At 71.1% G+C, this 22,199-nt stretch carries 21 protein-coding genes and 1 pseudogene; 13 read left to right on the top strand and 9 right to left on the bottom strand.

The genetic code is table 11. The features are described 5' to 3' along the window. Both AIIKEEIJ_RS01110 and AIIKEEIJ_RS01105 read left to right on the top strand, forming a co-directional pair. On the top strand, positions 1-144 hold a 144-nt coding region (locus tag AIIKEEIJ_RS01110), incomplete at its 5' end, for an aldehyde dehydrogenase family protein (RefSeq protein WP_161994725.1). A 26-nt stretch (positions 145-170) separates the two neighbouring features. Further along, entirely contained in the window at positions 171-608 is a 438-nt protein-coding gene (locus tag AIIKEEIJ_RS01105; protein ID WP_161994724.1) for a nuclear transport factor 2 family protein, read from the top strand. A gap of 70 nt (positions 609-678) precedes the next feature. Here the strand turns inward: AIIKEEIJ_RS01105 and AIIKEEIJ_RS01100 are convergent, their stop codons facing one another. After that, on the bottom strand, positions 679-1,599 hold the full coding sequence (locus tag AIIKEEIJ_RS01100; RefSeq protein ID WP_161994723.1) for an SMP-30/gluconolactonase/LRE family protein: 921 nt from the start codon (positions 1,597-1,599) through the stop codon (positions 679-681). A 222-nt stretch (positions 1,600-1,821) separates the two neighbouring features. Here AIIKEEIJ_RS01100 and AIIKEEIJ_RS01095 point away from each other — a divergent pair, with 222 nt between their 5' ends. The 4 genes from AIIKEEIJ_RS01095 (at position 1,822) to pgi (ending at position 7,200) form a co-directional block, all read left to right on the top strand. After that, positions 1,822-2,769 (top strand): alpha/beta hydrolase fold domain-containing protein, encoded by a 948-nt coding sequence (locus AIIKEEIJ_RS01095; protein ID WP_161994722.1) that lies wholly within the window; start codon positions 1,822-1,824, stop codon positions 2,767-2,769. A 50-nt stretch (positions 2,770-2,819) separates the two neighbouring features. Next, positions 2,820-4,430, top strand: a complete 1,611-nt coding sequence (locus AIIKEEIJ_RS01090; RefSeq protein ID WP_161994727.1) for an NAD(P)-binding protein — start codon at positions 2,820-2,822, stop codon at positions 4,428-4,430. A 94-nt stretch (positions 4,431-4,524) separates the two neighbouring features. Then, positions 4,525-5,538, top strand: coding sequence for a glucose-6-phosphate dehydrogenase (coenzyme-F420) (gene fgd, locus AIIKEEIJ_RS01085; protein ID WP_161994721.1), 1,014 nt, complete (start codon positions 4,525-4,527; stop codon positions 5,536-5,538). Positions 5,539-5,553: 15 nt separating this feature from the next. Then, positions 5,554-7,200, top strand: coding sequence for a glucose-6-phosphate isomerase (gene pgi, locus AIIKEEIJ_RS01080; RefSeq protein WP_161994720.1), 1,647 nt, complete (start codon positions 5,554-5,556; stop codon positions 7,198-7,200). An 87-nt stretch (positions 7,201-7,287) separates the two neighbouring features. Here the strand turns inward: pgi and AIIKEEIJ_RS01075 are convergent, their stop codons facing one another. The 3 genes from AIIKEEIJ_RS01075 to AIIKEEIJ_RS01065 form a co-directional block, all read right to left on the bottom strand. Next, entirely contained in the window at positions 7,288-8,112 is an 825-nt protein-coding gene (locus AIIKEEIJ_RS01075) for an FAD:protein FMN transferase (protein WP_161994719.1), read from the bottom strand. 94 nt (positions 8,113-8,206) lie between these two features. After that, positions 8,207-9,829: an acyl-CoA dehydrogenase family protein gene (locus AIIKEEIJ_RS01070; RefSeq protein WP_044475732.1), complete on the bottom strand. Its 1,623-nt coding sequence runs from the start codon at positions 9,827-9,829 to the stop codon at positions 8,207-8,209. Between the two features lie 20 nt (positions 9,830-9,849). Continuing rightward, entirely contained in the window at positions 9,850-10,455 is a 606-nt protein-coding gene (locus AIIKEEIJ_RS01065) for a TetR family transcriptional regulator (RefSeq protein ID WP_161994718.1), read from the bottom strand. A gap of 58 nt (positions 10,456-10,513) precedes the next feature. On the opposite strand from AIIKEEIJ_RS01065, the gene AIIKEEIJ_RS01060 reads away from it, so the two are divergent. Beyond that, entirely contained in the window at positions 10,514-11,755 is a 1,242-nt protein-coding gene (locus tag AIIKEEIJ_RS01060) for a hypothetical protein (RefSeq protein WP_161994717.1), read from the top strand. Between the two features lie 39 nt (positions 11,756-11,794). Beyond that, entirely contained in the window at positions 11,795-13,333 is a 1,539-nt protein-coding gene (locus AIIKEEIJ_RS01055) for a carboxylesterase/lipase family protein (protein WP_161994716.1), read from the top strand. Here the strand turns inward: AIIKEEIJ_RS01055 and AIIKEEIJ_RS01050 are convergent. Genes AIIKEEIJ_RS01050 through AIIKEEIJ_RS01040 form a run of 3 tightly spaced genes read right to left on the bottom strand, consistent with a single transcriptional unit; the run spans position 13,326 to position 15,000 of the window. Continuing rightward, the gene (locus AIIKEEIJ_RS01050) at positions 13,326-13,652 is read right to left on the bottom strand and encodes a cupin domain-containing protein (RefSeq protein WP_006933250.1); all 327 of its coding nucleotides are present in this window, start codon (positions 13,650-13,652) and stop codon (positions 13,326-13,328) included. The genes AIIKEEIJ_RS01055 and AIIKEEIJ_RS01050 overlap by 8 nt on opposite strands. A 59-nt stretch (positions 13,653-13,711) precedes the next feature. Continuing rightward, entirely contained in the window at positions 13,712-14,209 is a 498-nt protein-coding gene (locus AIIKEEIJ_RS01045) for a dihydrofolate reductase (RefSeq protein ID WP_161994715.1), read from the bottom strand. After that, on the bottom strand, positions 14,206-15,000 hold the full coding sequence (locus AIIKEEIJ_RS01040; protein ID WP_006933254.1) for a thymidylate synthase: 795 nt from the start codon (positions 14,998-15,000) through the stop codon (positions 14,206-14,208). The genes AIIKEEIJ_RS01045 and AIIKEEIJ_RS01040 overlap by 4 nt, the downstream gene beginning before the upstream one ends. An 85-nt stretch (positions 15,001-15,085) precedes the next feature. On the opposite strand from AIIKEEIJ_RS01040, the gene AIIKEEIJ_RS01035 reads away from it, so the two are divergent. The 4 genes from AIIKEEIJ_RS01035 (at position 15,086) to AIIKEEIJ_RS01020 (ending at position 19,519) form a co-directional block, all read left to right on the top strand. Continuing rightward, positions 15,086-15,952, top strand: coding sequence for an Fpg/Nei family DNA glycosylase (locus AIIKEEIJ_RS01035; RefSeq protein ID WP_029541959.1), 867 nt, complete (start codon positions 15,086-15,088; stop codon positions 15,950-15,952). Between the two features lie 59 nt (positions 15,953-16,011). After that, positions 16,012-17,067 (top strand): tellurite resistance/C4-dicarboxylate transporter family protein, encoded by a 1,056-nt coding sequence (locus tag AIIKEEIJ_RS01030; protein ID WP_006933256.1) that lies wholly within the window; start codon positions 16,012-16,014, stop codon positions 17,065-17,067. Beyond that, entirely contained in the window at positions 17,022-17,717 is a 696-nt protein-coding gene (locus tag AIIKEEIJ_RS01025) for an alpha/beta family hydrolase (RefSeq protein WP_161994714.1), read from the top strand. Before AIIKEEIJ_RS01030 ends, AIIKEEIJ_RS01025 begins: the two co-directional genes overlap by 46 nt. Positions 17,718-17,986: 269 nt before the next feature. Beyond that, entirely contained in the window at positions 17,987-19,519 is a 1,533-nt protein-coding gene (locus AIIKEEIJ_RS01020) for an MFS transporter (RefSeq protein ID WP_029541955.1), read from the top strand. Here the strand turns inward: AIIKEEIJ_RS01020 and AIIKEEIJ_RS01015 are convergent. Together AIIKEEIJ_RS01015 and AIIKEEIJ_RS01010 are read right to left on the bottom strand one after the other, a co-directional pair. After that, on the bottom strand, positions 19,500-20,246 hold the full coding sequence (locus AIIKEEIJ_RS01015; RefSeq protein WP_072634552.1) for a 2OG-Fe dioxygenase family protein: 747 nt from the start codon (positions 20,244-20,246) through the stop codon (positions 19,500-19,502). The two genes, AIIKEEIJ_RS01020 and AIIKEEIJ_RS01015, sit on opposite strands and share 20 nt — an antisense overlap. 181 nt (positions 20,247-20,427) lie before the next feature. After that, positions 20,428-21,774 carry a nicotinate phosphoribosyltransferase gene (locus AIIKEEIJ_RS01010; protein ID WP_161994726.1) on the bottom strand — a complete coding sequence of 449 codons (1,347 nt, stop codon included), beginning with the start codon at positions 21,772-21,774 and terminating at the stop codon, positions 20,428-20,430. A 151-nt stretch (positions 21,775-21,925) separates the two neighbouring features. Between AIIKEEIJ_RS01010 and AIIKEEIJ_RS01005 the strand changes: the two are divergent. Beyond that, a pseudogene (locus tag AIIKEEIJ_RS01005) lies at positions 21,926-22,199 on the top strand (histidine kinase); the annotation flags it as partial.

The raw sequence follows: 22,199 nt of genomic DNA, 5'->3' as shown, positions 1-22,199 counted from the left end.
CGCACCGGCCAGATCTCCGTCAACGGCTACGCGATGTGCGTCGTGCAGCCCTTCGGCGGCTACAAGCAGTCCGGTCTCGGCCGCGAGGGCGGCATCGAGGGCTTCGACGCGTTCTTCGAAACCAAGCTGATCCAGCTTCCCTGACCCACGACGAAAGCGAAGGACCCGATATGACTGCGGTTTCTCCCGATCTCGCGCGCCGCGCGGAGGACGTGATGTACGCGTACGCGACCGCCGTGGACGAGGGCGACCTCGACGCCCTGCGCGCGCTGATCACCGAGGACGTCTCGATCACCCAGAACGGCAAGGAGGATGCGGGCCCGGAGGAGTTCCTCGGCGTCTACCGTGCCTTCGCCGAGTCCGGCGCGGAGTTCTCCCGCCACGCGATCACCAACGTCCGCGTGTCCGACGAGGGCGGCGGCCGGGTGCGGGTCGACGCGTACTTCGAGGCCACGGTGGCCGGCCCCGAGGGCACGCAGCGGCTGTACGGGCGCTACGCCGACACGTTCGCCGAGCGTGAAGGGACACTGCTCATCGAACGCAAGCGCATCACCGTGGACCGCGTGCTGGACCAGCCGGCCTCCGCGGCGGCGTACGCGCCGTACTGATCGAGCCGAACAACAGGGAAGGGCGGCGATTCGACGAATCGCCGCCCTTCCCCATGTCCTGGGGGCCGTCCTACGGGCGACCGCCGTGGGTGGCGCCGACGCGGGTGGCGAGCAGGCTCGCGTCGCGCGTGTGACGACGGGCGGCCTCCGAGGAGTTCGGCGCGGCGCAGGCGTAGAGGGTGTTGCCCTCCGGGCCGCCGAGCATGCACGCGAACACCCCGGTCGGGAACACGACCTCGCCGGTGATCGCGCCACCCTCCTCGACGCGGATGACCCGCCGGTTGAGGGCGTCGGCGACCCACACCGCACCGTCGCTGTCGAGGCAGATGCCGTCCGGCGCGACCGCCGCGGCGCTCATCGCGGCCTTGACGGAGTCGGTGGGCAGGTCCGGACCGAACGCGGCCCAGGTGCGCTGCCCGCCGAGCCGGCCGTCGGAACCGATGTCGAACGCAGTCAGCTTGTTGCCCATGCTTTCCGCGACGATCAGCGTGCCGGTGGGGGTGATCACCATGCCGTTGGGGAAGCGGAGATCCGAGGCCTCGACGGTGAAGGACCCGTCGGGCGCGACACGGATCAGGTTGGCCGGCGCGATCGGGGTGTCGCGCTTGAACTCGAAGCCGAAACTGCCCACGTACGCGGTGCCGTCCTCGGCGACCACCATGTCGTTGAGTTTGCCGGTGGCGACCGACGAGAGGTCGGCGTGGACGACGATCTCGCCGTCGTGCTCGCGGCGCATGATCCGCCCGGACTCCATCGCGGTGATCAGCAGGCGGCCGTCGGGCAGCCAGCCGAGGCCGGACGGCTCGTCGCCGGGGAGGGTGGCCTCGACGGTCACCGCACCGTCGGCGCCGATCGAGATCGCCTCGTGCCGATAGAGATCCGAGACCCATACCCGTCCGTCGTGCCAGCGGGGGCACTCGAGGAAGGCACGGTCGGAGACGACGGTGTCGATAGGGCTCTGCAGCGCGGTGTCCTGGTTTCCGGCAGTCATGGTCGGTGGCCTTCCGTAGTAGATGCGGGGAGATGCCCCGGAACTCTCGCTTCCAAGCTAGACCAATCATGCGCATAGATAAAGGCCCTAGCGCGCCGGTATTGCAAATAATCATGCGTATGGTTATGGTGATGTGCATCACTCGCTGGGCGCCGACTCTGCGCATCCGATCGGGAGTCGTCGACGTCTGTCGAAACCCATGCCGCACACGAAGGAGATGCCATGGCCCTCGACCCGGCCACCACCGCGTTTCTTGCCGAGATGGCGAAGGCAGGCGGTCCGCCCCTGCACGAGATGGCCCCGCAGGAGGCCCGCGCGATGAGCGAAGGCTTCACGCCGCTCTACGGCGACGGCCCGGAGATGACCCGGGTGGAAAACCGCACCGTGCCGACTCCGGACGGTCACCAACTGCCGATCCGGCTCCTGGTGCCGACCGACAACGCCCGCGGCGTCATCGCCTACCTGCACGGTGGGGGCTGGGTGGTCGGGAGCCTCGACGGGTACGACACGCTCGGCCGTCAGCTCGCCGAGCGCACCGGCTGCGTCGTCGCCCTCGTCGACTACCGGCTCGCTCCCGAGCACGTGTTCCCGTCCGCCGCCGACGACGCGTGGACCGCGGTGCAGTGGCTCGCGGCGAACCGTGCCACCTACGCGGCCGCGGACGCCCCGCTGATCGTGGGCGGTGACAGTGCCGGCGGCAACCTCGCCGCGGTGGTCGCGCAGCGCGCCGCCCGGGAGAACGGTCCCGAACTCGCCCTGCAGTTCCTCGCCTACCCCGTCATCGACTGCGACTTCGACACACCCAGTTACCTCGACCCCGCGAACGAGCTCATGCTCACCCGGGACGCGATGGTGTGGTTCTGGGACCTGTACGTGCCCGAGGCGAAGGACCGCACCCGCTGGGAGGTCGCCCCGATCAACGCGGAATCGTTCGACGGTGTCGCCCCGGCCGCGGTGCTGATCGCCGAGCACGACGTCCTGCACGACGAGGGCCGTAAGTACGCGCAGGCGCTCCGCTCGGCCGGAGTGCCACTGCGCGAGAAGGTGTTCACCGGGCAGATGCACGGATTCTTCCAGTTCGTGAACATCCTGCCGGGCGCGAAGGACGGCATGGACTACGTCGTCGAGGCGGTCGAGGACGTGCTCGCCGGCGCGGACATCGCCCGATGAGCCCCGATCGGACGGAGAACGGCATGGGTACCGATCGGACGGAGAACGGCATGGGTACCGAGAACACCGCCGAGGAGTTCGACGCGATCGTGGTCGGTGCCGGCTTCTCCGGCATCTACATGGTGCACCGGCTGCGGGAGATGGGGCTGACGGTCCGCGCCTTCGAGGCCGCCGAAGGTGTGGGCGGCACCTGGTTCTGGAACCGCTATCCCGGCGCTCGATGCGACTGCATCAGCATGGAATACGCCTACACCTTCTCGCCCGAGCTGATCGACGAGTGGGAGTGGACCGAGCGCTATCCCGCCCAGCCGGAGATCCTGCGCTACCTGAACTTCGCCGCCGACAGGCTCGACGTGAAGAAGCACTTCCGGTTCCGGACCCGGGTCGACTCGGCCCGGTTCGACGACCACACCGACCGATGGACGATCACCACCGACTCCGGTGACGTCGCCGTCACCAAGTACTTCGTGACCGCGGTCGGCTGTCTGTCCACGTCGCAGACGCCGGACTTCCCGGGCCTGAACAACTTCCGCGGTGCGACGTACCACACGGCCGACTGGCCACGCGAGGGCGTCGACTTCACCGGCAAGCGGGTCGGGGTGATCGGCACCGGTTCGTCCGGCGTCCAGGTGATCCCGCTCGTCGCCGAGCAGGCCGAGAAACTGACCGTGTTCCAGCGGACTCCGGCGTTCAGCCTCGACTGCGGCAACCGCCCCCTCACCGAGGACGAGAAGCGGGAGTTCAAGGAGAACATCGAGACTTTCAAGGCGACCTCGAAGACCACACCGTCGGGCCAGTACACCGACACCCTCGAGGTCGGCGCGCTCGACCACTCCCCCGAGGAGCGGTGGGCGGTCTACGAGGAGCGGTGGAACCGGCACCGGGCGATCGACCTCATCGCCGCCTACCCCGACCTGTTCACCAACCGGGAGGCCAACGAGACCATCGCCGAGTTCTTCCGCAGCAAGATCCGCGCGGTGGTGCAGGACCCCGAGCTCGCCGAACACCTGTCACCGCGGACCTACCCGCTGGGTGCCAAGCGGATCACGCTCGACACCAACTACTTCCAGACCTTCAATCGGGAGAACGTCGAGCTCGTCTCCCTCCGCGAAGCGCCGCTCGAGGAGTTCACGGACAAGGGCATCCGGGCCGGGGGAACGGAGCACGAACTCGACGCGGTGATCCTCGCCACGGGGTTCGACGCGATCACCGGTCCGCTGCTGAAGATGGACATCTCCGGTGTCGGCGGCGAGACGCTGCGGGAGAAGTGGCAGGACGGACCCGTCACGTACCTCGGGATCGCGGTCGACGGGTTCCCGAACATGTTCATGCTCACCGGTCCCGGAAGCCCGAACGTGCTCACCAACGTGGTGTGCGCGATCGAGCAGCACGTGGAGTGGACCGCCGACTGCATCGAACGTCTCGAGCAGCGCGGCGCCCGCCGGTTCGAGGCGCTCGAGCCGTATACGCACGATTGGACCGAGCTCAACAACGAACTGGCGAAGGGCACGCTCTATCCCGAGGGCAACTCGTGGTACACGGGCGCCAATGTGCCGGGCAAGCCGCGGGTGATCATGTCCTACGTCGGTGGGCTCAACACCTACCGCGAGATCTGCGACGACGTCGCGGCCGAAGGCTATCGCGGTTTCGCCATCAAGTAACGGGAAACGGCAACGGCAGGACGCGCACTCGCGGCTGCGTGCCGCGGCGCGTCCTGCCGTCGTTTCCGAGGTTTCCGACGACGAGGAGTTGGTGGTGTCGCAGGGTCTGAAGTTGGGGTACAAGGCGTCGGCGGAGCAGTTCGGGCCGCGGGAGCTGGTGGAGCTGGCGGTGCTGGCGGAGGAACACGGGATGGATTCGGCGACGGTGTCGGATCATTTCCAGCCGTGGCGGCACAACGGGGGGCATGCGCCGTTCTCGTTGGCGTGGATGACCGCGGTCGGTGAGCGTACCTCGCGGTTGCAGTTGGGGACCTCGGTGCTGACCCCGACGTTCCGGTACAACCCGGCGGTGATCGCGCAGGCGTTCGCGACGATGGGGTGCCTGTATCCGGGGCGGGTGATGCTCGGGGTCGGCACCGGGGAGGCGCTCAACGAGATCGCCACCGGGTATGCGGGGGTGTGGCCGGAGTTCAAGGAGCGGTTCGCGCGGTTGCGGGAATCGGTGGCCCTGATGCGCGAGCTGTGGACCGGGGAGCGGGTCGACTTCGACGGGGAGTACTACACCACGAAGGGGGCGTCGATCTACGACGTGCCCGCCGGCGGGATCCCGGTGTACATCGCGGCGGGGGGTCCGGTGGTGGCGCGGTATGCGGGCCGGGCGGGGGACGGGTTCATCTGCACCTCGGGTAAGGGGATGGAGCTCTACACCGGGAAGTTGTTGCCGGCGGTGGCCGAGGGTGCGGGCAAGGCCGGGCGGGACGCCGGGGCGATCGACAAGATGATCGAGATCAAGATCTCCTACGACACCGATCCGGAGCGGGCGCTGGAGAACACCCGGTTCTGGGCGCCGTTGTCGCTGACGGCGGAGCAGAAGCACAGCATCGACGATCCGGTGCAGATGGAGGCGGCGGCCGATGCGCTGCCGATCGAGCAGGTGGCCAAGCGGTGGATCGTGGCGTCGGATCCGGACGAGGCGGTGGAGAAGGTCGCGGCGTATGTCGACGCGGGGCTGAACCATCTGGTGTTCCACGCGCCGGGGCACGATCAGCGGCGCTTCCTCGACCTGTTCGAGAAGGATCTCGCTCCCCGCCTGCGGGCGCTGGCCTGAGGAAGGAAAGTCCGAATGAACACGGCCACAACTACACTCACCGGCACGGCGCCGTGGCAGCAGCTGTCCCAGCACCGTTCGGAGCTCGAGGCGGTGGATCTGCGGGGGTTGTTCGCGGCGGATCCGGGCCGGGCGCAGCGGTTCTCGCTGACCGTCGGGGAGTGGTACATCGACTACAGCAAGCATCGGATCACCGACACCACGGTGGGGTTGCTGCTGGAGCTGGCCCGGGCGTGTGGGCTCGAGGCCCGCCGCGATGCGATGTTCGCCGGGGACCGGATCAACACCACCGAGGACCGGGCGGTGCTGCACACCGCGCTGCGGTTGCCGCGGTCGGCGACGCTGACCGTGGACGGCACCGACGTGGTCGCCGAGGTGCACACCGTGCTCGACGCGATGGCCGGCTTCGCCGAGAAGGTCCGCTCGGGCACCTGGCGCGGCGCCACCGGCGAGCCGATCGCCACGGTGGTGAACCTCGGGATCGGCGGCTCGGATCTGGGCCCGGCGATGGTGGCGCGGGCGTTGCGGCACTACGCCGACGGCCCGGCGGTGCGGTTCGTCGCCAACATCGACCCGGCGGATCTGACCGCGCAGCTGACCGGCCTGGACCCGGCCACCACGCTGTTCGTGGTGGCGTCGAAGACGTTCACCACCGTCGAAACCCTCACCAACGCCACCGCCGCGCGGCGCTGGCTGGTCGAAGCCCTCGGCGAGGACGCCGTCGCGGCGCATTTCGTGGCGGTGTCCACCAACGCGAGCAAGGTCGCCGAGTTCGGCATCGACCCGGCGAACATGTTCGGGTTCTGGGACTGGGTGGGCGGGCGGTACTCGGTGGGCTCGGCGATCGGGCTGGCGGTGATGTGCGCGATCGGCCCGGTGCGGTTCGCCGAGTTCCTCGCCGGGATGCACACCGTCGACGAGCACTTCGCCACCGCCCCGCTGGAGGCGAACGCGCCGGTGCTGCTCGGGCTGCTGGGGGTGTGGTACGCGTCGGTGCTCGGCGCCCAGTCCCGGGCGGTGCTGCCCTACAGTCAGGACCTGGCCCGGCTGCCGGCGTATCTGCAGCAGCTGACCATGGAGTCGAACGGCAAGAGCGTGCGGCGGGACGGCACCGCGGTGGACCACGACACCGGGGAGATCTTCTGGGGGGAGCCGGGCACCAACGGGCAGCACGCGTTCTACCAGTTGCTGCACCAGGGCACCCGGCTGATCCCGGCGGATTTCGTCGGGTTCGCCGCCGCGCTCGAGGACCTGCCCACCCGGGACGGCACCGGCAGCATGCACCAGATCCTGCTGGCGAACATGCTCGCCCAGGCCAAGGTGCTCGCGTTCGGGCGCACCGCGGCCGAGGTCGCCGCCGACGGCACCGACCCGGGGTTGGTGGCGCACAAGGTGATGCCCGGCAACCGGCCCTCGACCACCCTGCTCGCCCCGGCGTTGACCCCGGCGACGCTGGGCCAGTTGATCGCGTTGTACGAGCATCAGACCTTCGTCCAGGGCGTGATCTGGGGCATCGACTCGTTCGACCAGTGGGGCGTCGAACTCGGCAAGACCCAGGCCCTGGCCCTGGCACCGGCCCTGACCGGCGCGGCGGACCCGGACACCGGCGACACCTCCACCGACACCCTCGTCCGCACCATCCGGCGGTGGCGTCAGAAGTAGAGCAGGCACCCGTCACGGCGGGCTTGCACCGGTTTCCGACTGCGGAAACGGGGGCAAGCTCACCGATTCGGGCGCAAGCTCCGCCGCTCAGGCGGCGTGCGGGCGGGACCAGCGGCGCGTCGTGTGCACCCGGCCGCCGCTGTCCACGAGCCGGGCGGCGAGATCGTACTGCTCGAGCCACCGCACCGCCGGCGCCCCGCGGCGCAGCGCCGCCGCGGCCGCGGCGTCGGCCCACAGCGCGTCCCCGGCGATGACGGTCACCTGCGCCCACCGCCCGGAGACGTCGTTACCGCCGTTCTCTTCCACCTCGTCGGGTTCGGCGGCGCGCACGCGCGTCGCCATCGCGCTGCCCGCCGGAAGTTCGACCGTGCCGGCTCCGGGGATGACCACCTGCCAGCCCCCGGCGGGGCTGTGACCGGCGGTGGCCGTCACGTCGCCCATGCGCACCAGGACACCGCATTCGAGACTGCGTGCGACGGTCGCGGCGGCCCGATCGGCCGTGTCGGCCCTGGCCGTTTCGGTGATGTCGAGGTTGACGCCGAACGGGGCCAGCACGGTCTCGCCGTCGAGGTGGATGTCGCTGTAGTCCGGAAGCGGATGGATGGGCGGGGTGGCCTCCTCGTCGATTCCCGCGTCGTCGGCCGACAGGGGGCTCACCGCCCCGTCGGTCATCCGGGCGACCCAGAGCGCCGAGCGCAGCAGCGCCGACAGCCGCGGACTGACCTGCACGGGAATGCCCTGGGCGAGATTGACCTCGTGGATCTCCGCGTCGCCGCGCAGGGGGTTGCAGGCCGCCTCGGATTCTGCGATCGCGGCGCGCACCAGCGTTTCGGCCTCCACCAGTGCGGCGCACTCGGTGACGGCCACCTCGACCGGGACCCCCCACTCCCGCCATTCGCTGCTGCTGATCATGAGGGGCTCCGGCCTCGCTCGACGATCGTTGTCGTTACCCCAGTATGCCCCTGCGGATCGTCGCCGGTCGGATGCGCGCGAGAATCGTCACTGTTCAGATGCGCGCGAGAATCGCCGCGGTGTCCACGCCGGTCGGCATGGTCCCCAGGGCGATGCCCCAGTCGTCGCCCAGCCGCGTGGCGCAGAAGGCGTCCGCGACTGCGGGATGCCCGTGGCGCACAAGCTGTGCCCCCTGCAGCACCAGCGCCATCAGCTCCACGATCCGGCGGGCCCGGTATTCGACGTTCTCGAGGTCGGCGAGTTCCTTGCCGACCCGGGCCACGGCGTCGTCGAGCCGGGGGTCGGCGCCCTCGGCGAGGCGCAGCTCGGCGAAGAACGCGTCCACGGTCTCGGGCTGCTTGACCATCGCCCGCAACGCGTCGAGGGCGGCGACGTTGCCGGAGCCCTCCCAGATCGACATGAGCGGTGCCTCGCGGTACAGCCGCGGCATCCCGGATTCCTCGGCGTAGCCGTTGCCGCCGAGGCATTCGAGAGCCTCCGCGGCATGCGCGGGGGCGCGCTTGCACACCCAGTACTTGGTGACCGCGAGGGCGATGCGGCGCAGCGCCGCCTCCTGCGGATCGGTCGACGCGCGGTCCGTCGCGCCGGCGAGCCGCATCATCATGGTCGTCGCGGCCTCCGACTCGACGATCAGGTCGGCGAGCACGTTCCGCATGAGCGGCTGGTCGACGAGCAGGGCGCCGAACGCCTTCCGGTGCCGGGCATGATGCACCGCGCGCAATGTCGCCGCGCGCATCCCGGTCGCCGAGCCGATGACGCAGTCGAGGCGCGTCATGTTCACCATCTCGATGATGGTGTTGACGCCGCGGCCCTCCGCACCGACGAGCCAGCCGGTTGCGCCCTCGTATTCGATCTCGGAGGAGGCGTTGGACTTGTTCCCGAGCTTGTCCTTGAGCCGCTGGATGTGGATGCGGTTGCGGCTGCCGTCGGGAAGCACCCGCGGCAGCAGGAAGCACGAGACGCCGCTCCCGGTCTGCGCCAGGGTGAGGAACAGGTCCGACATCGGGGCGGAGGTGAACCACTTGTGCCCGACGATGCGATAGCTGCCGTCCGCCTGGGGGGTCGCCGTCGTCGTGTTGGCCCGCACGTCCGATCCGCCCTGCTTCTCGGTCATGGACATGCCGGCGATCAGGCCGCGCTTGGTGGACGGTTCGCGTAGCCCGAAGTCGTAGTGCGGGGCGGCGAGCAGCGGCTCGTACGTCGCGGCGAGTTCCGGGTTGTGCCGCAGCGCCGGGATCACGGCGTACGTCATGGAGATCGGGCACATGTGTCCCGCCTCCGCCTGGCCCCACACGTAGAACTTGGCGGCCCGGGCGACGTGCGCACCGGCCCGGGGGTCGCGCCACGGCGCCGCGTGCATGCCGTGCTCGACGGCCACCGTCATGAGGTCGTGCCAGTGCGGATGGAACTCGACCTCGTCGATGCGGTGCCCGTAGCGGTCGTGGGTGCGCAGCACGGGCGGGTACTCGTTGACGAGCCTGCCCCAGTCCTGCGCGCGCACACCGCCGGCGAGCGCGCCGATCTCCCGGACCTCGTCCTCGGCCCAGGCCGCGCCCTCGCGGCGCAGGCCCTCGAGCAGCGCCGGGTCCGCCGCCGCCTGGTAGGGCACCAGATCCGGGACCTGGTTGAACACCTCGTGAGTGGCGGGAAAGTTCACCGGGTGGGGGGCGGGCGAATTCACTGTCGGGCTCCTATTGCGCGTAGGGCGAATGCGACGAGTTCGGGAACGATGTCGGCGGCGGCCGCACCGGACTGCAGCGGACCGGTGAGGACCTCGCCGACAGCGCCGACGAGGGCGGCGGCGGCGAGGGCCGCGTTCCGGGGGGCGAGATCGCCCGAGTCGATGCCCCGGCGGACGGCCCCTTCGAACGCGGCCGCGAAGGCGCGGCGCAGCACCAGGCGCTCGGCGTCGACGGCCGCGTCGACGGGTTCGGCGAGCAGGGCGTAGGCCAGGGTGGGGTTGCGCATGGCGCGACGGGCGAAGGTCTCGACGACGGCGGCGACCTGCGCGGCGGCGCCGTCCGGCCATGCCGTCTCGGCGGCGGCGACCACGGCGTCGACCTCCCGCCCGCACAGGCTGCGGAAGATGCGCACCATCAGCTCGGACTTGTCCACGTAGTGCCGGTAGACGCTGCCGGTGGCGACGCCGGCCCGCTCGGCGACGGCCGCGATGGACAGGCCCTGGTAGCCCCGTTCGGACAGCAGGCTCACCGCGGCGTCGGCGATCGCGTCGCGTTGCGCGTCGAGCCGTTGCTGCACGGCGGGGGTCCGGCGGTAGGCCACGAAAGAATTGAACCTCGATTCATAGCTTGGGTCAAGGATCGCGGCTACCGTCGGGGAGGTGAACCGGCTCAGCGTGGTGGACGAGATCTTCCTGCACAGACACCGTGGCCTCGGCATGCCCGTCGCCCTGCAGGGACTGTGGCGCACCGGCGACACCGTCGGCGCCCCCCTGCTGATCTCGCTGCACGACGCGCTCGGCCGCAGCCCCCTCGGCCGGCGCGTCGTGCGCCCGCACGTCCCCGGCGCGCGCCCCCGGCTCGAACCGGGTCACCACAGCTACCCGCTGCGCTACCCGCCCGAGCCGATCCCCGCCGCCGACGTCCTCGCCTGGGCGGACCAGCAGGCGGAGGTGGACGTCAACCCCGAACTCGGACCGGGATGGGCGCTGACCGCCACCCGGGTCGAGGGCGGCGGGACCGTCGTCTCGCTGGTGTGCTCGCACGTGCTCGCCGACGCGCGCGGCCTGATCGACGCCGTCGCCGACGCGCTGGCCGAGCGGATCCGCCCGTCCGACCCGGCGCGCGTCTCCGACGTGCGCGACGCCGCGCGCCTGGTCCGGCGTGTCGCCCGGGGCATGCTCCGGGCCCGCTGGTCCCCCGCCACCGAGAAGCCCCCGCGGCCCCGCCCGATCCGCTCCCCCGCCCGCACGGCACTGCTCGACGTCGACGCGACCGCGTGGGACACCGCGGCGGACGCGGCCGGCGGCACCCCCAACTCCCTCTTCCTCGCGCTCGCCGCGGGCATCGCCCACCGCGCCGGGCTCGACTGGCCGCTGCGGATCGCGGTGCCCGTCGACGGCCGCACCGCCGCCCCCGGCCTCCCCGACGACGGCGCCGGCAACGGAGTGACGATGACCGAGGTGGTGGTCGACGCGTCCGACACCCCGGCCTCGATCCGCCACCGCGCCCGTGCGGCGTACACCCGCCGCCGGGAGGGGGCGCCGCACGGCCTGCCGGACGAGGTGCTGCAACTGCTGCCCGACCGGCTCGCCGCGCGCCTCGCCGCGGGGGCGGGCGAGCGGGACCTGCTGTGCTCCAACATCGGGCCGCTGCCCCCGGTGCTCGACGGATTCGGCCCGCACCGCACCACCGGCGTCGCCACCCGCGCCGTCCACCCGGGCCTCGCGACCGCCCGGGCCTCGACGTCCACCCGGCTCGCCGCGTACCTGTGCCGGCAGGGCGACCGCTACACCCTGGCCCTCGTCGCGCTCGACGACGAGCACTTCCCCACCCGGGCCGCCCTGCGCGCGGACACCGACGCCGAGCTCGCCGCCCACGGGCTGCACGGCCGGCACTGGTAACCGCGGCACCTATGACTCGGCGTCACGTACAGTTCGAGCATGGCGGCTGAGACCCTTGTCACTGTTCCCGACGGCGCCCTGCGCGGCACCCGCATCGGCGACCTCCTCGCCTGGCGCGGCGTCCCCTACGCGGCACCCCCGGTGGGACCGCTGCGGCTGCGCGCCCCGCAGCCGGTGCAACCGTGGACCGGTGAACGCGATGCCACCCGCTTCGGCGCCGCGGCGAGCCAGCACCCGCGCGGCCTGACGATCGGTTTCCGGAAGCAGCAGCCCGCGAGCGAGGACTGCCTGACGCTCAACGTGCTGGCGCCCGCGGCGCCCGCCGCGACGCCGCGGGCGGTGCTGGTGTTCATCCACGGCGGCGCCTACACGCTGGGCACCACGGCGATGCCGCTCTACGGCGGGGAATCGCTGGTGCGCCGCGGTGACGTCATCTACGTGTCGATCAACTACCGGCTCGGCAGCCTCGGCTATCTCGACTTCACCCAGTTCTCCACGGCGGAAAGGCCTTTCGACTCGAACCTGGGGCTGCGCGACCAGGTCGCCGCGCTGGCATGGGTGCGCCGCAACATCGCCGCCTTCGGCGGGGACCCCGACAACATCACGATCTTCGGCGAATCCGCCGGCGGCAACGCCGTCACCACCCTGCTCGCCACACCCGCCGCCGCGGGACTGTTCGCCCGCGCCATCGCCCAGAGCTCGGCACCGAACCTCGTCGTCGACGCCGACCACGCGGCCGAGTGGGCGCGACGTTTCGTCGAACTGCTCGGCGCAGAACGAGATTCCGCGGTCGCGGCGCTCGAGTCCGCGACCCCGGCGGAGCTCGGCCGCGCCGCCCAGCGGCTCAGCGGGCGCATCCTGCACCAGACGCCCGGCCTGCACGCGTTCGGTCCCGTCATCGACGGCGACTACCTACCCACCGCCCCGATCGAAGCCTACGAAACCGGTGCCGCACATCGGGTTCCGCTGATCATCGGCACCAACGCGCGGGAGGGCACGCTGTTCCCGCGGGTCCTCGACGCGCTGCCCACCAATCAGCTCCGCATCGAGCAGATGTTCGGGCTCACCGATCCCACGGCCCAGGAGCGCGTCGTCGCGGCCTATCCCGGCTACCCGGAGGCCCGCGCGGCCGTCGATCTCGGCGGCGATCTCACGTTCTGGCATCCCTCGATCGAGATCGCCCAGGCCCACGCCCGCCACGCCCCCACCTACAGCTACCGGTTCGACTACGCGCCGCCGCTGCTGCGCTGGACCGGCTTCCACGCCACCCACGCGTTCGAGCTGCTCGCCGTGTTCGGCCAGGCCGACACCGCGCTCGGCCGGGTGGTCACGGTCGCCGGGGGCCGGCGCGCGCTGCGCACGGTGAGCGACACGGTGCAGCGTCAGTGGCTGCACTTCGCGCAGGAGGGCGAGCCGCTGCCGTCGTGGCCGCGCTACGACGAGCGCGACCGCGCCACCGTCATCTTCGACGACCCGACGCGCGTGGAGTACGACCCGTGGCGGGAGCGGCGGCTGGCCTGGGCCGGGTACCGCGGCTACCGCGGTCTCGCGCTGCCGCAGGCGGGAGCGGTCACTTGACCACGGTCAGCAGGAACACGACGTCCTCGAGCGCGGTGACGCTGTGCCGGACGGTAGGCAGCACCAGGTAGTCGCCGGTTGAGCCCTTCCAGGAGTCGTCGCCGGCGATCAGGGACAGCCGCCCGCCGAGCACCTGCAGCGACCCCTCGCCGGGGCCGTCGTGCTCGGCGAGTTCGTGGCCGGCCAGCAGTGCCACCATCGTCTGCCGCAGATGCTTGGCGTGCCCGCCCAAGATCGTCTGCGAGCTGCGGCCGCTGCTCGATGCCGCCGCCAGCTTCAGTTGCTGTCGCGCCAGAGCCGTGAGGGAAAGCTTGTCCATGGCAGCCCTTCCTGGTCGGGGTACGCCCTCGCAGTATGGCCCACCGGGCGCGCCACCGGTCAGGTTCGCGCGTACCGGACGAAGCGGAACCCGATTCCGTCGCCGGATTCCTGCCGCGCGCCGACGTCCACGGCCGTCCACCCGGGACCGATCCGCGGGGCGAAGGCGTCCGCGCCGACCTCGAGGTCCACCTCCGTGACGAGCAGCCGCGTCGCATGCGGCATGGCCTGCGCGTAGATCTGGCCGCCGCCGATGACGCAGACGTCACCGCCGTCGGCGAGCGCCAGGGCCTCCGGCACGCCGTGGGCCACCTCGGCGCCCGCGTCCGACCAGGCCGGGTCACGGGTGACGACGATGTTGCGCCGGCCGGGCAGCGGCCGGAACCGCGGCGGCAGCGACTCCCACGTCAGCCGGCCCATGATCACCGGTTTACCCGTCGTCGCGGCCCGGAAGTGCGCCATGTCCTCGGGGATGCGCCACGGGATCGCGCCGTCACGGCCGATGCCGCCGTCGCGGTCCTGCGCCCAGATCAGGACGATGTCGCCCGTCTCCGTCATACCGCGACCGGCGCCTTGATCGGCGGGTGGTGCCGGTACCCGGTGATCTGCACGTCCTCGTACTCGTAGTCGAAGATCGACCCGCGCCGGTTCAGCTCCAGGGTGGGATACGGGTAGGGCGCGCGGGAGAGCTGCTCGGTGACCTGCTCGACGTGGTTGTCGTAGATGTGGCAGTCCCCGCCCGTCCACACGAACTCGCCCGGCTCGAGGTCGGTCTGCTGGGCCACCATGTGGGTCAGCAGCGCATAGCTGGCGATGTTGAACGGCACGCCGAGGAACAGGTCGGCGCTGCGCTGGTACAGCTGGCAGCTGAGCTTGCCGTCGGCGACGTGGAACTGGAAGAACGCGTGGCACGGCGCGAGCGCCATCCGGTCGATCTCGCCGACGTTCCACGCGGAGACCACGATGCGCCGCGAGTCGGGGTCGGTGCGGATCGTGTCGATCGCCTTGGTGATCTGATCGATGTGCCCGCCGTCGGGGGCGGGCCAGGAGCGCCACTGCACCCCGTAGACGGGACCGAGCTCGCCGTCGGCGTCGGCCCACTCGTCCCAGATCGTGACGCCGTGCTCCTGTAGCCACTTGACGTTCGAGTCGCCGCGCAGGAACCACAGCAGCTCGTACACGATGGACTTCAGGTGCACCTTCTTGGTGGTGATCAGCGGAAAGCCCTGCGAGAGGTCGAAGCGCATCTGGTGCCCGAACAGGCTGCGCGTCCCGGTGCCCGTGCGGTCGGCCTTGGGCGTGCCGGTGTCGAGCACCAGGCGGAGGAGGTCTTCGTACGGGGTCGGCACGGCAGTCACCACGACAGGCTATCGCCCGTGCGTGGTTGTGGTCGTTGGGGCAGCCCGAAGCACGCACGGGCGATAGCCTGACTCCATGCCCGAGCTGCCCGAGGTGGAGGCCCTGGCGGTGTTCCTGCGCGAGCACGCCGTCGGTGCCGTCGTCGGCCGGATCGACGTGGCGGCGCTCAGTGTCCTGCAGACCGCCGACCCGCCGATCACCGTGCTGCAGGGCCGCGACGTCACCGGCGTGTCCCGCTTCGGGAAGTTCCTGGCCGTCGACTGCGCCGGTCTGTGGCTCGTCACGCACCTGTCGCGGGCGGGGTGGCTGCGCTGGCAGGACAACCCGTCGCCGGCACCGCCGAAGCTGGGCCGGGGGCCGCTCGCGCTGCGGGTACACCTGTTCACCCCCGACGCCGCCACCCCCGCCTTCGACCTCACCGAGGCCGGCACCCGCAAGCGCCTCGCCGTGTGGATCGCCGACCGTCCGCAGCAGGTGCCCGGCATCGCCCGGCTCGGTCCCGACGCCCTGGCCGTCACCGCCGACGAGCTGGCCGCGCGGCTGGCGGGCAGCACCGCACGCCTGAAGACCGCCCTCACCGACCAGCAGGTGCTCGCCGGGATCGGCAACGCCTACTCCGACGAGATCCTGCACGTCGCCCGGCTGTCGCCGTTCGCGCCGGCGGGCCGGCTCACCGACGAGCAGCGGCAGGCGCTGTACGACGCGCTGCGCACGGTGCTCCTCGACGCCGTGAGCCGTTCCGTGGGCCAGGATGCCGCGCGGCTCAAGGGTGAGAAGCGGTCCGGGATGCGGGTACACGCCCGCACGGGCCTGCCGTGCCCGGAGTGCGGCGACACCGTCCGCGAGGTCGCCTACGCCGAACGTTCCTTCCAGTACTGCCCCACGTGCCAGACCGGCGGGAAGATCCTCGCGGACCGGCGGCTGTCGCGGCTGGTCAAGTGAGTGGTGTCGTTCGGGACCCGCGCAGATCCGGAAGGACACCACGGCGGTAGCGTGCGGCTGTGACGGTTCTCGACGGTCTCCGCGGGGGTGCCCGCACGCTCGACCCCGGCTACTTCGCGCTCGTGATGGCGACCGGCATCGTGTCGATCGGCATGCACCTGCAGGGCCTGGTCACGGTGTCGGCCGCGTTACTGCTGGTGTCCGTCGCCGCCTACGCCGTCCTGCTGGTGTTGACCGGGTGGCGGCTCGTGCGGTTCCGCGGCGAGGTCCGCGCCGACCTCACCGACGCGAGCCGCGCGTTCGGGTTCTTCACGTTCGTCGCGGGCAGCAACGTGCTGGGGATCCGCCTGACCATGGACGGGTGGCACTCGACGGCGGCGGTCCTGCTCGTCGGCGCGGCCGCGACGTGGCTCGTGCTCGGCTATGTGATTCCCTGGACGGCGGTGCTCGGCACTCGCAGACGCCCGGTGATCGCCAAGGCCAACGGCAGCTGGTTCGTGTGGGTGGTCGCGGCCCAGTCGGTCGCGCTCGCCGCAGCCACCCTCGAGCCGATCTACGACGACCTGCGGCGGCCGCTGTCGCTGGTGGCCGTGTTCGCGTGGTCGGTCGGCCTGTTCCTCTACGCCGCGGCGGGCGTGTTCGTCGCGGCCCGGATGATGCAGTATCCGCTCCGGCCGGTGGACCTCACGCCGTCGTACTGGGTGTCGATGGGCGCCGCGGCGATCACCGTGGTGGCCGGCTCACGCATCGTGGCGATGGAGTCGGCCCCGATGGTCGACGCCACCCGTGGACTCGTCGCCGGGCTGGTGGTGGTGTTCTGGGCGTTCGCGACGTGGCTGCTGCCCGCCCTCGTCGCCGCCGGGTGGTGGCGGCACCGCACCCACCGCATCCGGCTGCGCTACGAGCCGGGCCTGTGGTCGGTGGTCTTCCCGCTCGGGATGTACGGCGTCGCCGGGGTCTACCTCGCCGAGGCCGACGAGTTGCCGTGGGTCGGGGTGGTCGGCAGGACGGAACTGTGGGCGGCCGTGACGGTGTGGGCGGCGGTGTTCGCGGCGATGCTCGTGCACCTGTGGCGCACGGTGCTGCGTCCGCGTCCGGCTACCGTGGGCCGGTGACGACCGAGGACCTCGACGACGATTCCGTGCACGGCGTGCTGCACCACCCGGCCGGTGTCCCGCGCGGCGCGGTGGCGCTGACCCACGGGGCCGGCGGCAACTGCGACGCGGCGATCCTGCGGCAGGTGTGCAACGCGTTCGCCGACGCCGGGTTCCTCGCGTTGCGGTTCGACCTGCCGTTCCGGCGCCGGCGGCCGAAGGGGCCGCCGCAGCCGTCGCGGGCGGCGGAGGACCGGGCCGGGATCGCGGCGGCGGCCGAGGCGATGCGGGTCCGCACAGTCGGCCCACTCGTGCTCGGCGGCGTCTCGTACGGCGGCCGGCAGACGTCGATACTTGCCGCCGAGCAGCCCGACGTCGCGGACGCGCTCGTCCTGCTGTCGTATCCGCTGCACCCGCCGGGCAAGCCCGGGAAGGCCCGCACCGAGCATCTGCCCGCGCTCGCCGTGCCGACGGTGTTCGCCCACGGTGACCGGGACCCGTTCGGCACCCTGGAAGAACTGCGCGCCGCGGTGCCGTTGATCCCGGCGCCCGTCGTGCTGGTCCCGGTGACCGGCGCGGCGCACGACCTCGGCAAGGCGAAGACCGATCCGGCACCGCCGATCGTGCACGCCGTGTCCGGACTGCTCTCGGACACGGCGTCCCGGCCGTGACACCCGCGGCCGCGGGTGTCACGCGTCGGTGGCGTGGGCCCGGCCGGAGGGCGGCGACCGCTGCCCTCCGGCCGGGGCTGGTCTCGTGTAGATCCTCGACGACGGCGGCCGGGGCGGTCCGTCGCATCCTCCACGAGCCGACCCGCCGTTGTGGCCGGTGTCAGGCCGTCGGTTCGGCCCTCCAACCTCCGACGGGACGCGGAAGCCGGGGCTAGAGTCGATCAGGTCGGACGTGGGAGCAGGGGAGGTGGGCGGTGCCTACGTCTCGGTTGCGGACCAATGCGAGGACCCTGCCGATCATCCTGGCCCTGTCCCTCGCCTTCACGATCACGGTCGTCGACCCGCTGGTGCTGAGCCTGAATCTGCCGCAGGTGAGCCGGGCCCTCGACGTGCCACCGCAGGTCGTCGGATTGCTGGGCGGTATGGCGACGCTGGTGATGGCCGCAGCCGTCCTCGCCGCGGGCAACCTTGGCGACGCGTTCGGGCTTCGACGCTTGCTGAGGTCGGGACTGGTCGTCGTCACGGTCGCCAATCTGCTCTCCATGCTCTCGCCCAACTACGCTTTTCTGCTTGCGATGCGCGTGTTGGACGGATTGGGAATGACGGCGCTGCTCGGAGTGCCGCTGGCCCTGCTCAAGACGTCCGTGACGGACAAGCAGCGGCCGACGGCCATCGGCGTTTTCGTGGCCATCGAGATGGTTCTCTGCGGGGTACTCCCGGCGTTGACGGGCTGGGCGGTGGCGGCCGTCGGCTGGCGAGTTGTGTTCCTGGTCGCACCGCTGCTTGCCATGATCTCGCTTCTGCTGACGGCGAGGTACGTCCCGGAGACGCCCGTTCAGCATCGCGCCCGGCTGGACGTGGCCGGCGTCATCCTGGTCGGTATGGCCCTCCTGGCACTCGTCATCGGACTGGCAGCCGCGCAGAACGGCGTCTTCCGGCCCGAGACATGGCTGCCGCTGGCCGTCAGCGTGGTCGCCGCCGTGCTTTTCGTTCGCCACGAACACCGCACCCCCGAACCGGCATTGGACCTGGCTCTGTTCGGAAGCCGGCCCTTCAGCGTGGCTCTGGCGGCGGCCTTCACGCTGAATTTTCTCATGGCAGGGCTCGGCATCGTCCTGGGGCAGTTCGGCAGTGTGGTGCTCGCGCTGTCACCGGAGACCATCGGCCTGTTGTTCCTCCCCGGCACACTGCTGATCGCCGGTTTCGTGGTCTTGTCCGGGAGCCTGGTGGGGAAGTTCTCGCCGAGACCGGTGATGGTCGTCGGCCTCCTGCTCATGGCAGCCGGCGGACTGCTGATGGCGGGCACGGTCAACCCGGCAATGGCGCTGTGGTTGCTCGTGGCGGCCGTATGGCTGTACAACCTGGGCTCGATGGTGACCTCCACATCGGTGTCCGAGACGGTGCTCTCCCAGGCGCCGAGCGGGCAGTCCGGAACGGTGGCTTCCGTGCAGTTGGCCTTCGGGATGACCGGCTATGCGTTCGGGCCCACCGTGTACCTGCTGCTTCTCAACGTATTCTTCCAGCGAGAATGGCTGGCCGACACCGAGGCGCGCGGGCTGACGGCGACTCAGGGCGAGCAGGCCGTGGATGCCGCGCGTAGCGCGGTGGCGCAGAGCCCCGGCGGCGCCGGGTACGACCCGAACTTGCTTCGGCAGGTGGGCGGTCTCGATCTCGGAGCGGACTTGGCCGACGCGGTGCGACTCACCATGCTGACTGTCAGCGCCCTGCCGATCGCTGTGGCGGTGGCGGCCTTTGTGCTCATGTCCCGCCGCAAGAGGCCGATCAGGACGGTACGCAGGTGACCACCAGCACGTCCCTACGTGCCGGCTTGCCGCGGTCGACCGCTCGGATCGGCGAAACACCGTGCCGGGTGCAACGGTCGTCGCCCAGGAGGAAGGTGCCGGGTTCGCGCAGGGTCGTCGTCAGAAGGCGATCGCCCTCCGGGCCGAACACCGAACTTTCGCCGCCGAGGGCATTGTCGACGCCGATCAACAGGGAACTGACCAGCGTGACACCGTCGCGGTGCACGCCCTCGGGCGTGGGCCGGCCCTCGTCATCCGCCGTTGCGACCACGCGGAACGGATGCACCCAGACCGTCCATTCGGGAGCCTCGTCGAGGACCGGCGCGATCCGGCCCACCAGCTTCACCGTGCGCTCGAACAGCGGATCTTCGAGGAACGCGGCTGTCAGCGGTTCGAAATGGCGGTCTCGTGCGAGGTAGAGGGCGTTGGAGTCGTCAGGCTGTACGAATTCACGGTGCGCCGTCGGCGCCAGCGCGCCGTCGGCCGCCCGGTACCGGAACCGGCCGTAGCGCCGCAGCCGGTGAACGCCCTGTTCTGCCGCGTACGGGTCGGGCGCAAGCTCCTCCCAATGCGCGGAGAACCGAACCCACGCATCGGCGTCGGCACCGATGGATCGCCACAGGTCTGCCGCCGACATCAAGAACGTGCCCACGGAGGCGAGTGCTCGCCGGGCGGCTTCGACCGGATCCGTGCCGGCCTCCGTACCTCCCGCGGCTTCTTCCCTCATCTGCTCAGGGGTAGCAAGGACGGTCCCGACGCGCAACCATCGCCGGTGCAGACGGATGAACGCAGCTGCCCACCGAAAAGGCGCCGAACGAAATCCATTGGGTCGAAGAGCGCGAACGCCACCGTCGGCACGGCGAGTTGCCCCGAAGCGGCCTCCGCCCGCCCGACGCGGCAGGCCCCGGTCAGGGAGTCTGCCGCGCCCGGCGTAACCGGTCGAGATCGTCCTGCACCCGTGCGCTCACGGCTACCGGATACGGCGCTCCCGCCTCGTCGAGGGAACGAAGCGCCGGCGGAAGAGCGTCGATCTGCTGCCGTGCACGCCGTCGCGCCGCGTCGAGTCCGGCGTCGTACTGCGACAGCCGCCGCCCGCCCCGCATCACGGGCACCAGCAGCGCCTCACCCGGGAGGTTCTCGTCGGGCCGGCCGATGATGTCGCCTGCGAAGACGCCGTCGTCGACCCGGCGGTACACCTGCTTGCGCCCGGGAGGGAGGACCTTGCCGCTCGACAGCTTCGTCCGCCCGACGCCGGCGTACTCGACGAGCTTGTATGCCATGTCGAGCGTGGGCGCGTCCTGGGCGACGGAGAGCTGGGTGCCCACCCCGAAGCCGTCGATGGGACAGCCGTCGGCCAGCAGTGCCGCCACGCTGTACTCGTCGAGGCCCGACGAGGCGAAGATCCGGACGTCGTGCAGACCCGCCGCGTCGAGCCGGGCGCGCGCCGCCTTCGACAGCGCCCCGAGATCCCCGGAATCCAGCCGGACCGCCCGCACGTCGAACCGGTCGCCCAGTCGCTCGGCCAGTTCGACGACCAGGTCGACGCCGCGGAGTGTGTCGTAGGTGTCGACGAGCAACGTCGTGCCGGGGTTGAGCCGGGCGAACGCCTCGAAGGCGTCGAACTCGTCGTCGAACGCCTGGACGAAGCTGTGGGCCATCGTGCCGAACGCGGGTATTCCGTATTCCTTGGCCGCGCGCAGGTTGGAGGTTCCCGCCGCACCCGCGAGGTAGCTGGTCCGGGCGACCTCGAGGGCGGCGTCGGTGCCGTGGGCCCGGCGCGCCCCGAAATCCACCACCAGCCGCCCGCGGGCGGCCTCGACCACCCGCGCGGCCTTGCTCGCGAGGACACACTGCAGGTGGATCCGGTTCAGAACGAAGGTCTCGACGAGCTGCGCCTCCAGGATCGGCGCGACGACCTGGACGATCGGCTCGTTCGGAAAGACGACGGTGCCCTCCGGCACGGCCCACACGTCGCCGGTGAAACGCACCCCGGCGAGCCGCTCGAGGAACTCGTCGGAGAACAGGCCGAGGCCGCGCAGGTACTGCAGGTCGTCCTCCTCGAACCGGAACGCCTCGAGGAAATCGAGCACGTCGGGCAGGCCGGCGGCCAGCACATAGGACCGCCCCGGCGGAAGCTTGCGGAAGAACGTCTCGAACACGGCCGTGTCCGACATTCCCAGAGCCAGATAGGCCTGCGCCATCGTGACCTCGTACAGGTCGGTGAACAGCGCGGCACCGCGCGGCGGAACTCCCATGGCAGCCGTCACCCGTCTCCGTCGAACCCGGCCCGTCCGGGCCCGTTCTCCATATGCGGATTCTCACACGCCGGCGACGGGCTGCGGCCGTGTTGCCCCCTTTTGCCGCGGTGCACGGACCGGCACGCAGGGCCGCGCGAGGAGTGCACCTATGCTGACGGGTGTGAGCGCTCCCGGTGACAACGGCACGATCGACGACACCGCCGACATCGACGGACTGCTCGCCGAGATCCGTGAACGGCTCACCGACACCGTTACCACCCCGGCGAGCATGCAGAGCCTGCTCGAGGCGGTGCTCGTCGTCGGGTCGGGCCTCGAACTCGACTCCATGCTGCAGCGCATCGTCTCCGCGGCCGTCGCGCTGCTCGGCGCCCGCTACGGTGCGCTCGGCGTGCGGGCGCCCGACGGCGGGCTGTCGGAGTTCG

The sequence above is a fragment of the Rhodococcus sp. YH1 genome (assembly GCF_009939605.1).
GTDB classification, from domain to species: domain Bacteria; phylum Actinomycetota; class Actinomycetes; order Mycobacteriales; family Mycobacteriaceae; genus Rhodococcus; species Rhodococcus aetherivorans.
The sequence above is the reverse complement of the archived record's forward strand: the minus strand, read 5'-3'. Positions and strand labels throughout refer to the sequence as shown.

Excerpts from the sequence above, each read along its gene's own strand:
- AIIKEEIJ_RS01105 (WP_161994724.1), top strand. The coding sequence starts at position 171 with ATGACTGCGGTTTCTCCCGATCTCGCGCGCCGCGCGGAGGACGTGATG.
- AIIKEEIJ_RS01015 (WP_072634552.1), bottom strand. The coding sequence starts at position 20,246 with ATGAGGGAAGAAGCCGCGGGAGGTACGGAGGCCGGCACGGATCCGGTC.
- AIIKEEIJ_RS01055 (WP_161994716.1), top strand. The coding sequence starts at position 11,795 with ATGGCGGCTGAGACCCTTGTCACTGTTCCCGACGGCGCCCTGCGCGGC.
- AIIKEEIJ_RS01045 (WP_161994715.1), bottom strand. The coding sequence starts at position 14,209 with ATGACGGAGACGGGCGACATCGTCCTGATCTGGGCGCAGGACCGCGAC.
- AIIKEEIJ_RS01010 (WP_161994726.1), bottom strand. The coding sequence starts at position 21,774 with ATGGGAGTTCCGCCGCGCGGTGCCGCGCTGTTCACCGACCTGTACGAG.
- AIIKEEIJ_RS01050 (WP_006933250.1), bottom strand. The coding sequence starts at position 13,652 with ATGGACAAGCTTTCCCTCACGGCTCTGGCGCGACAGCAACTGAAGCTG.
- AIIKEEIJ_RS01095 (WP_161994722.1), top strand. The coding sequence starts at position 1,822 with ATGGCCCTCGACCCGGCCACCACCGCGTTTCTTGCCGAGATGGCGAAG.
- AIIKEEIJ_RS01100 (WP_161994723.1), bottom strand. The coding sequence starts at position 1,599 with ATGACTGCCGGAAACCAGGACACCGCGCTGCAGAGCCCTATCGACACC.
- AIIKEEIJ_RS01035 (WP_029541959.1), top strand. The coding sequence starts at position 15,086 with ATGCCCGAGCTGCCCGAGGTGGAGGCCCTGGCGGTGTTCCTGCGCGAG.
- AIIKEEIJ_RS01090 (WP_161994727.1), top strand. The coding sequence starts at position 2,820 with ATGGGTACCGAGAACACCGCCGAGGAGTTCGACGCGATCGTGGTCGGT.
- pgi (WP_161994720.1), top strand. The coding sequence starts at position 5,554 with ATGAACACGGCCACAACTACACTCACCGGCACGGCGCCGTGGCAGCAG.
- AIIKEEIJ_RS01075 (WP_161994719.1), bottom strand. The coding sequence starts at position 8,112 with ATGATCAGCAGCAGCGAATGGCGGGAGTGGGGGGTCCCGGTCGAGGTG.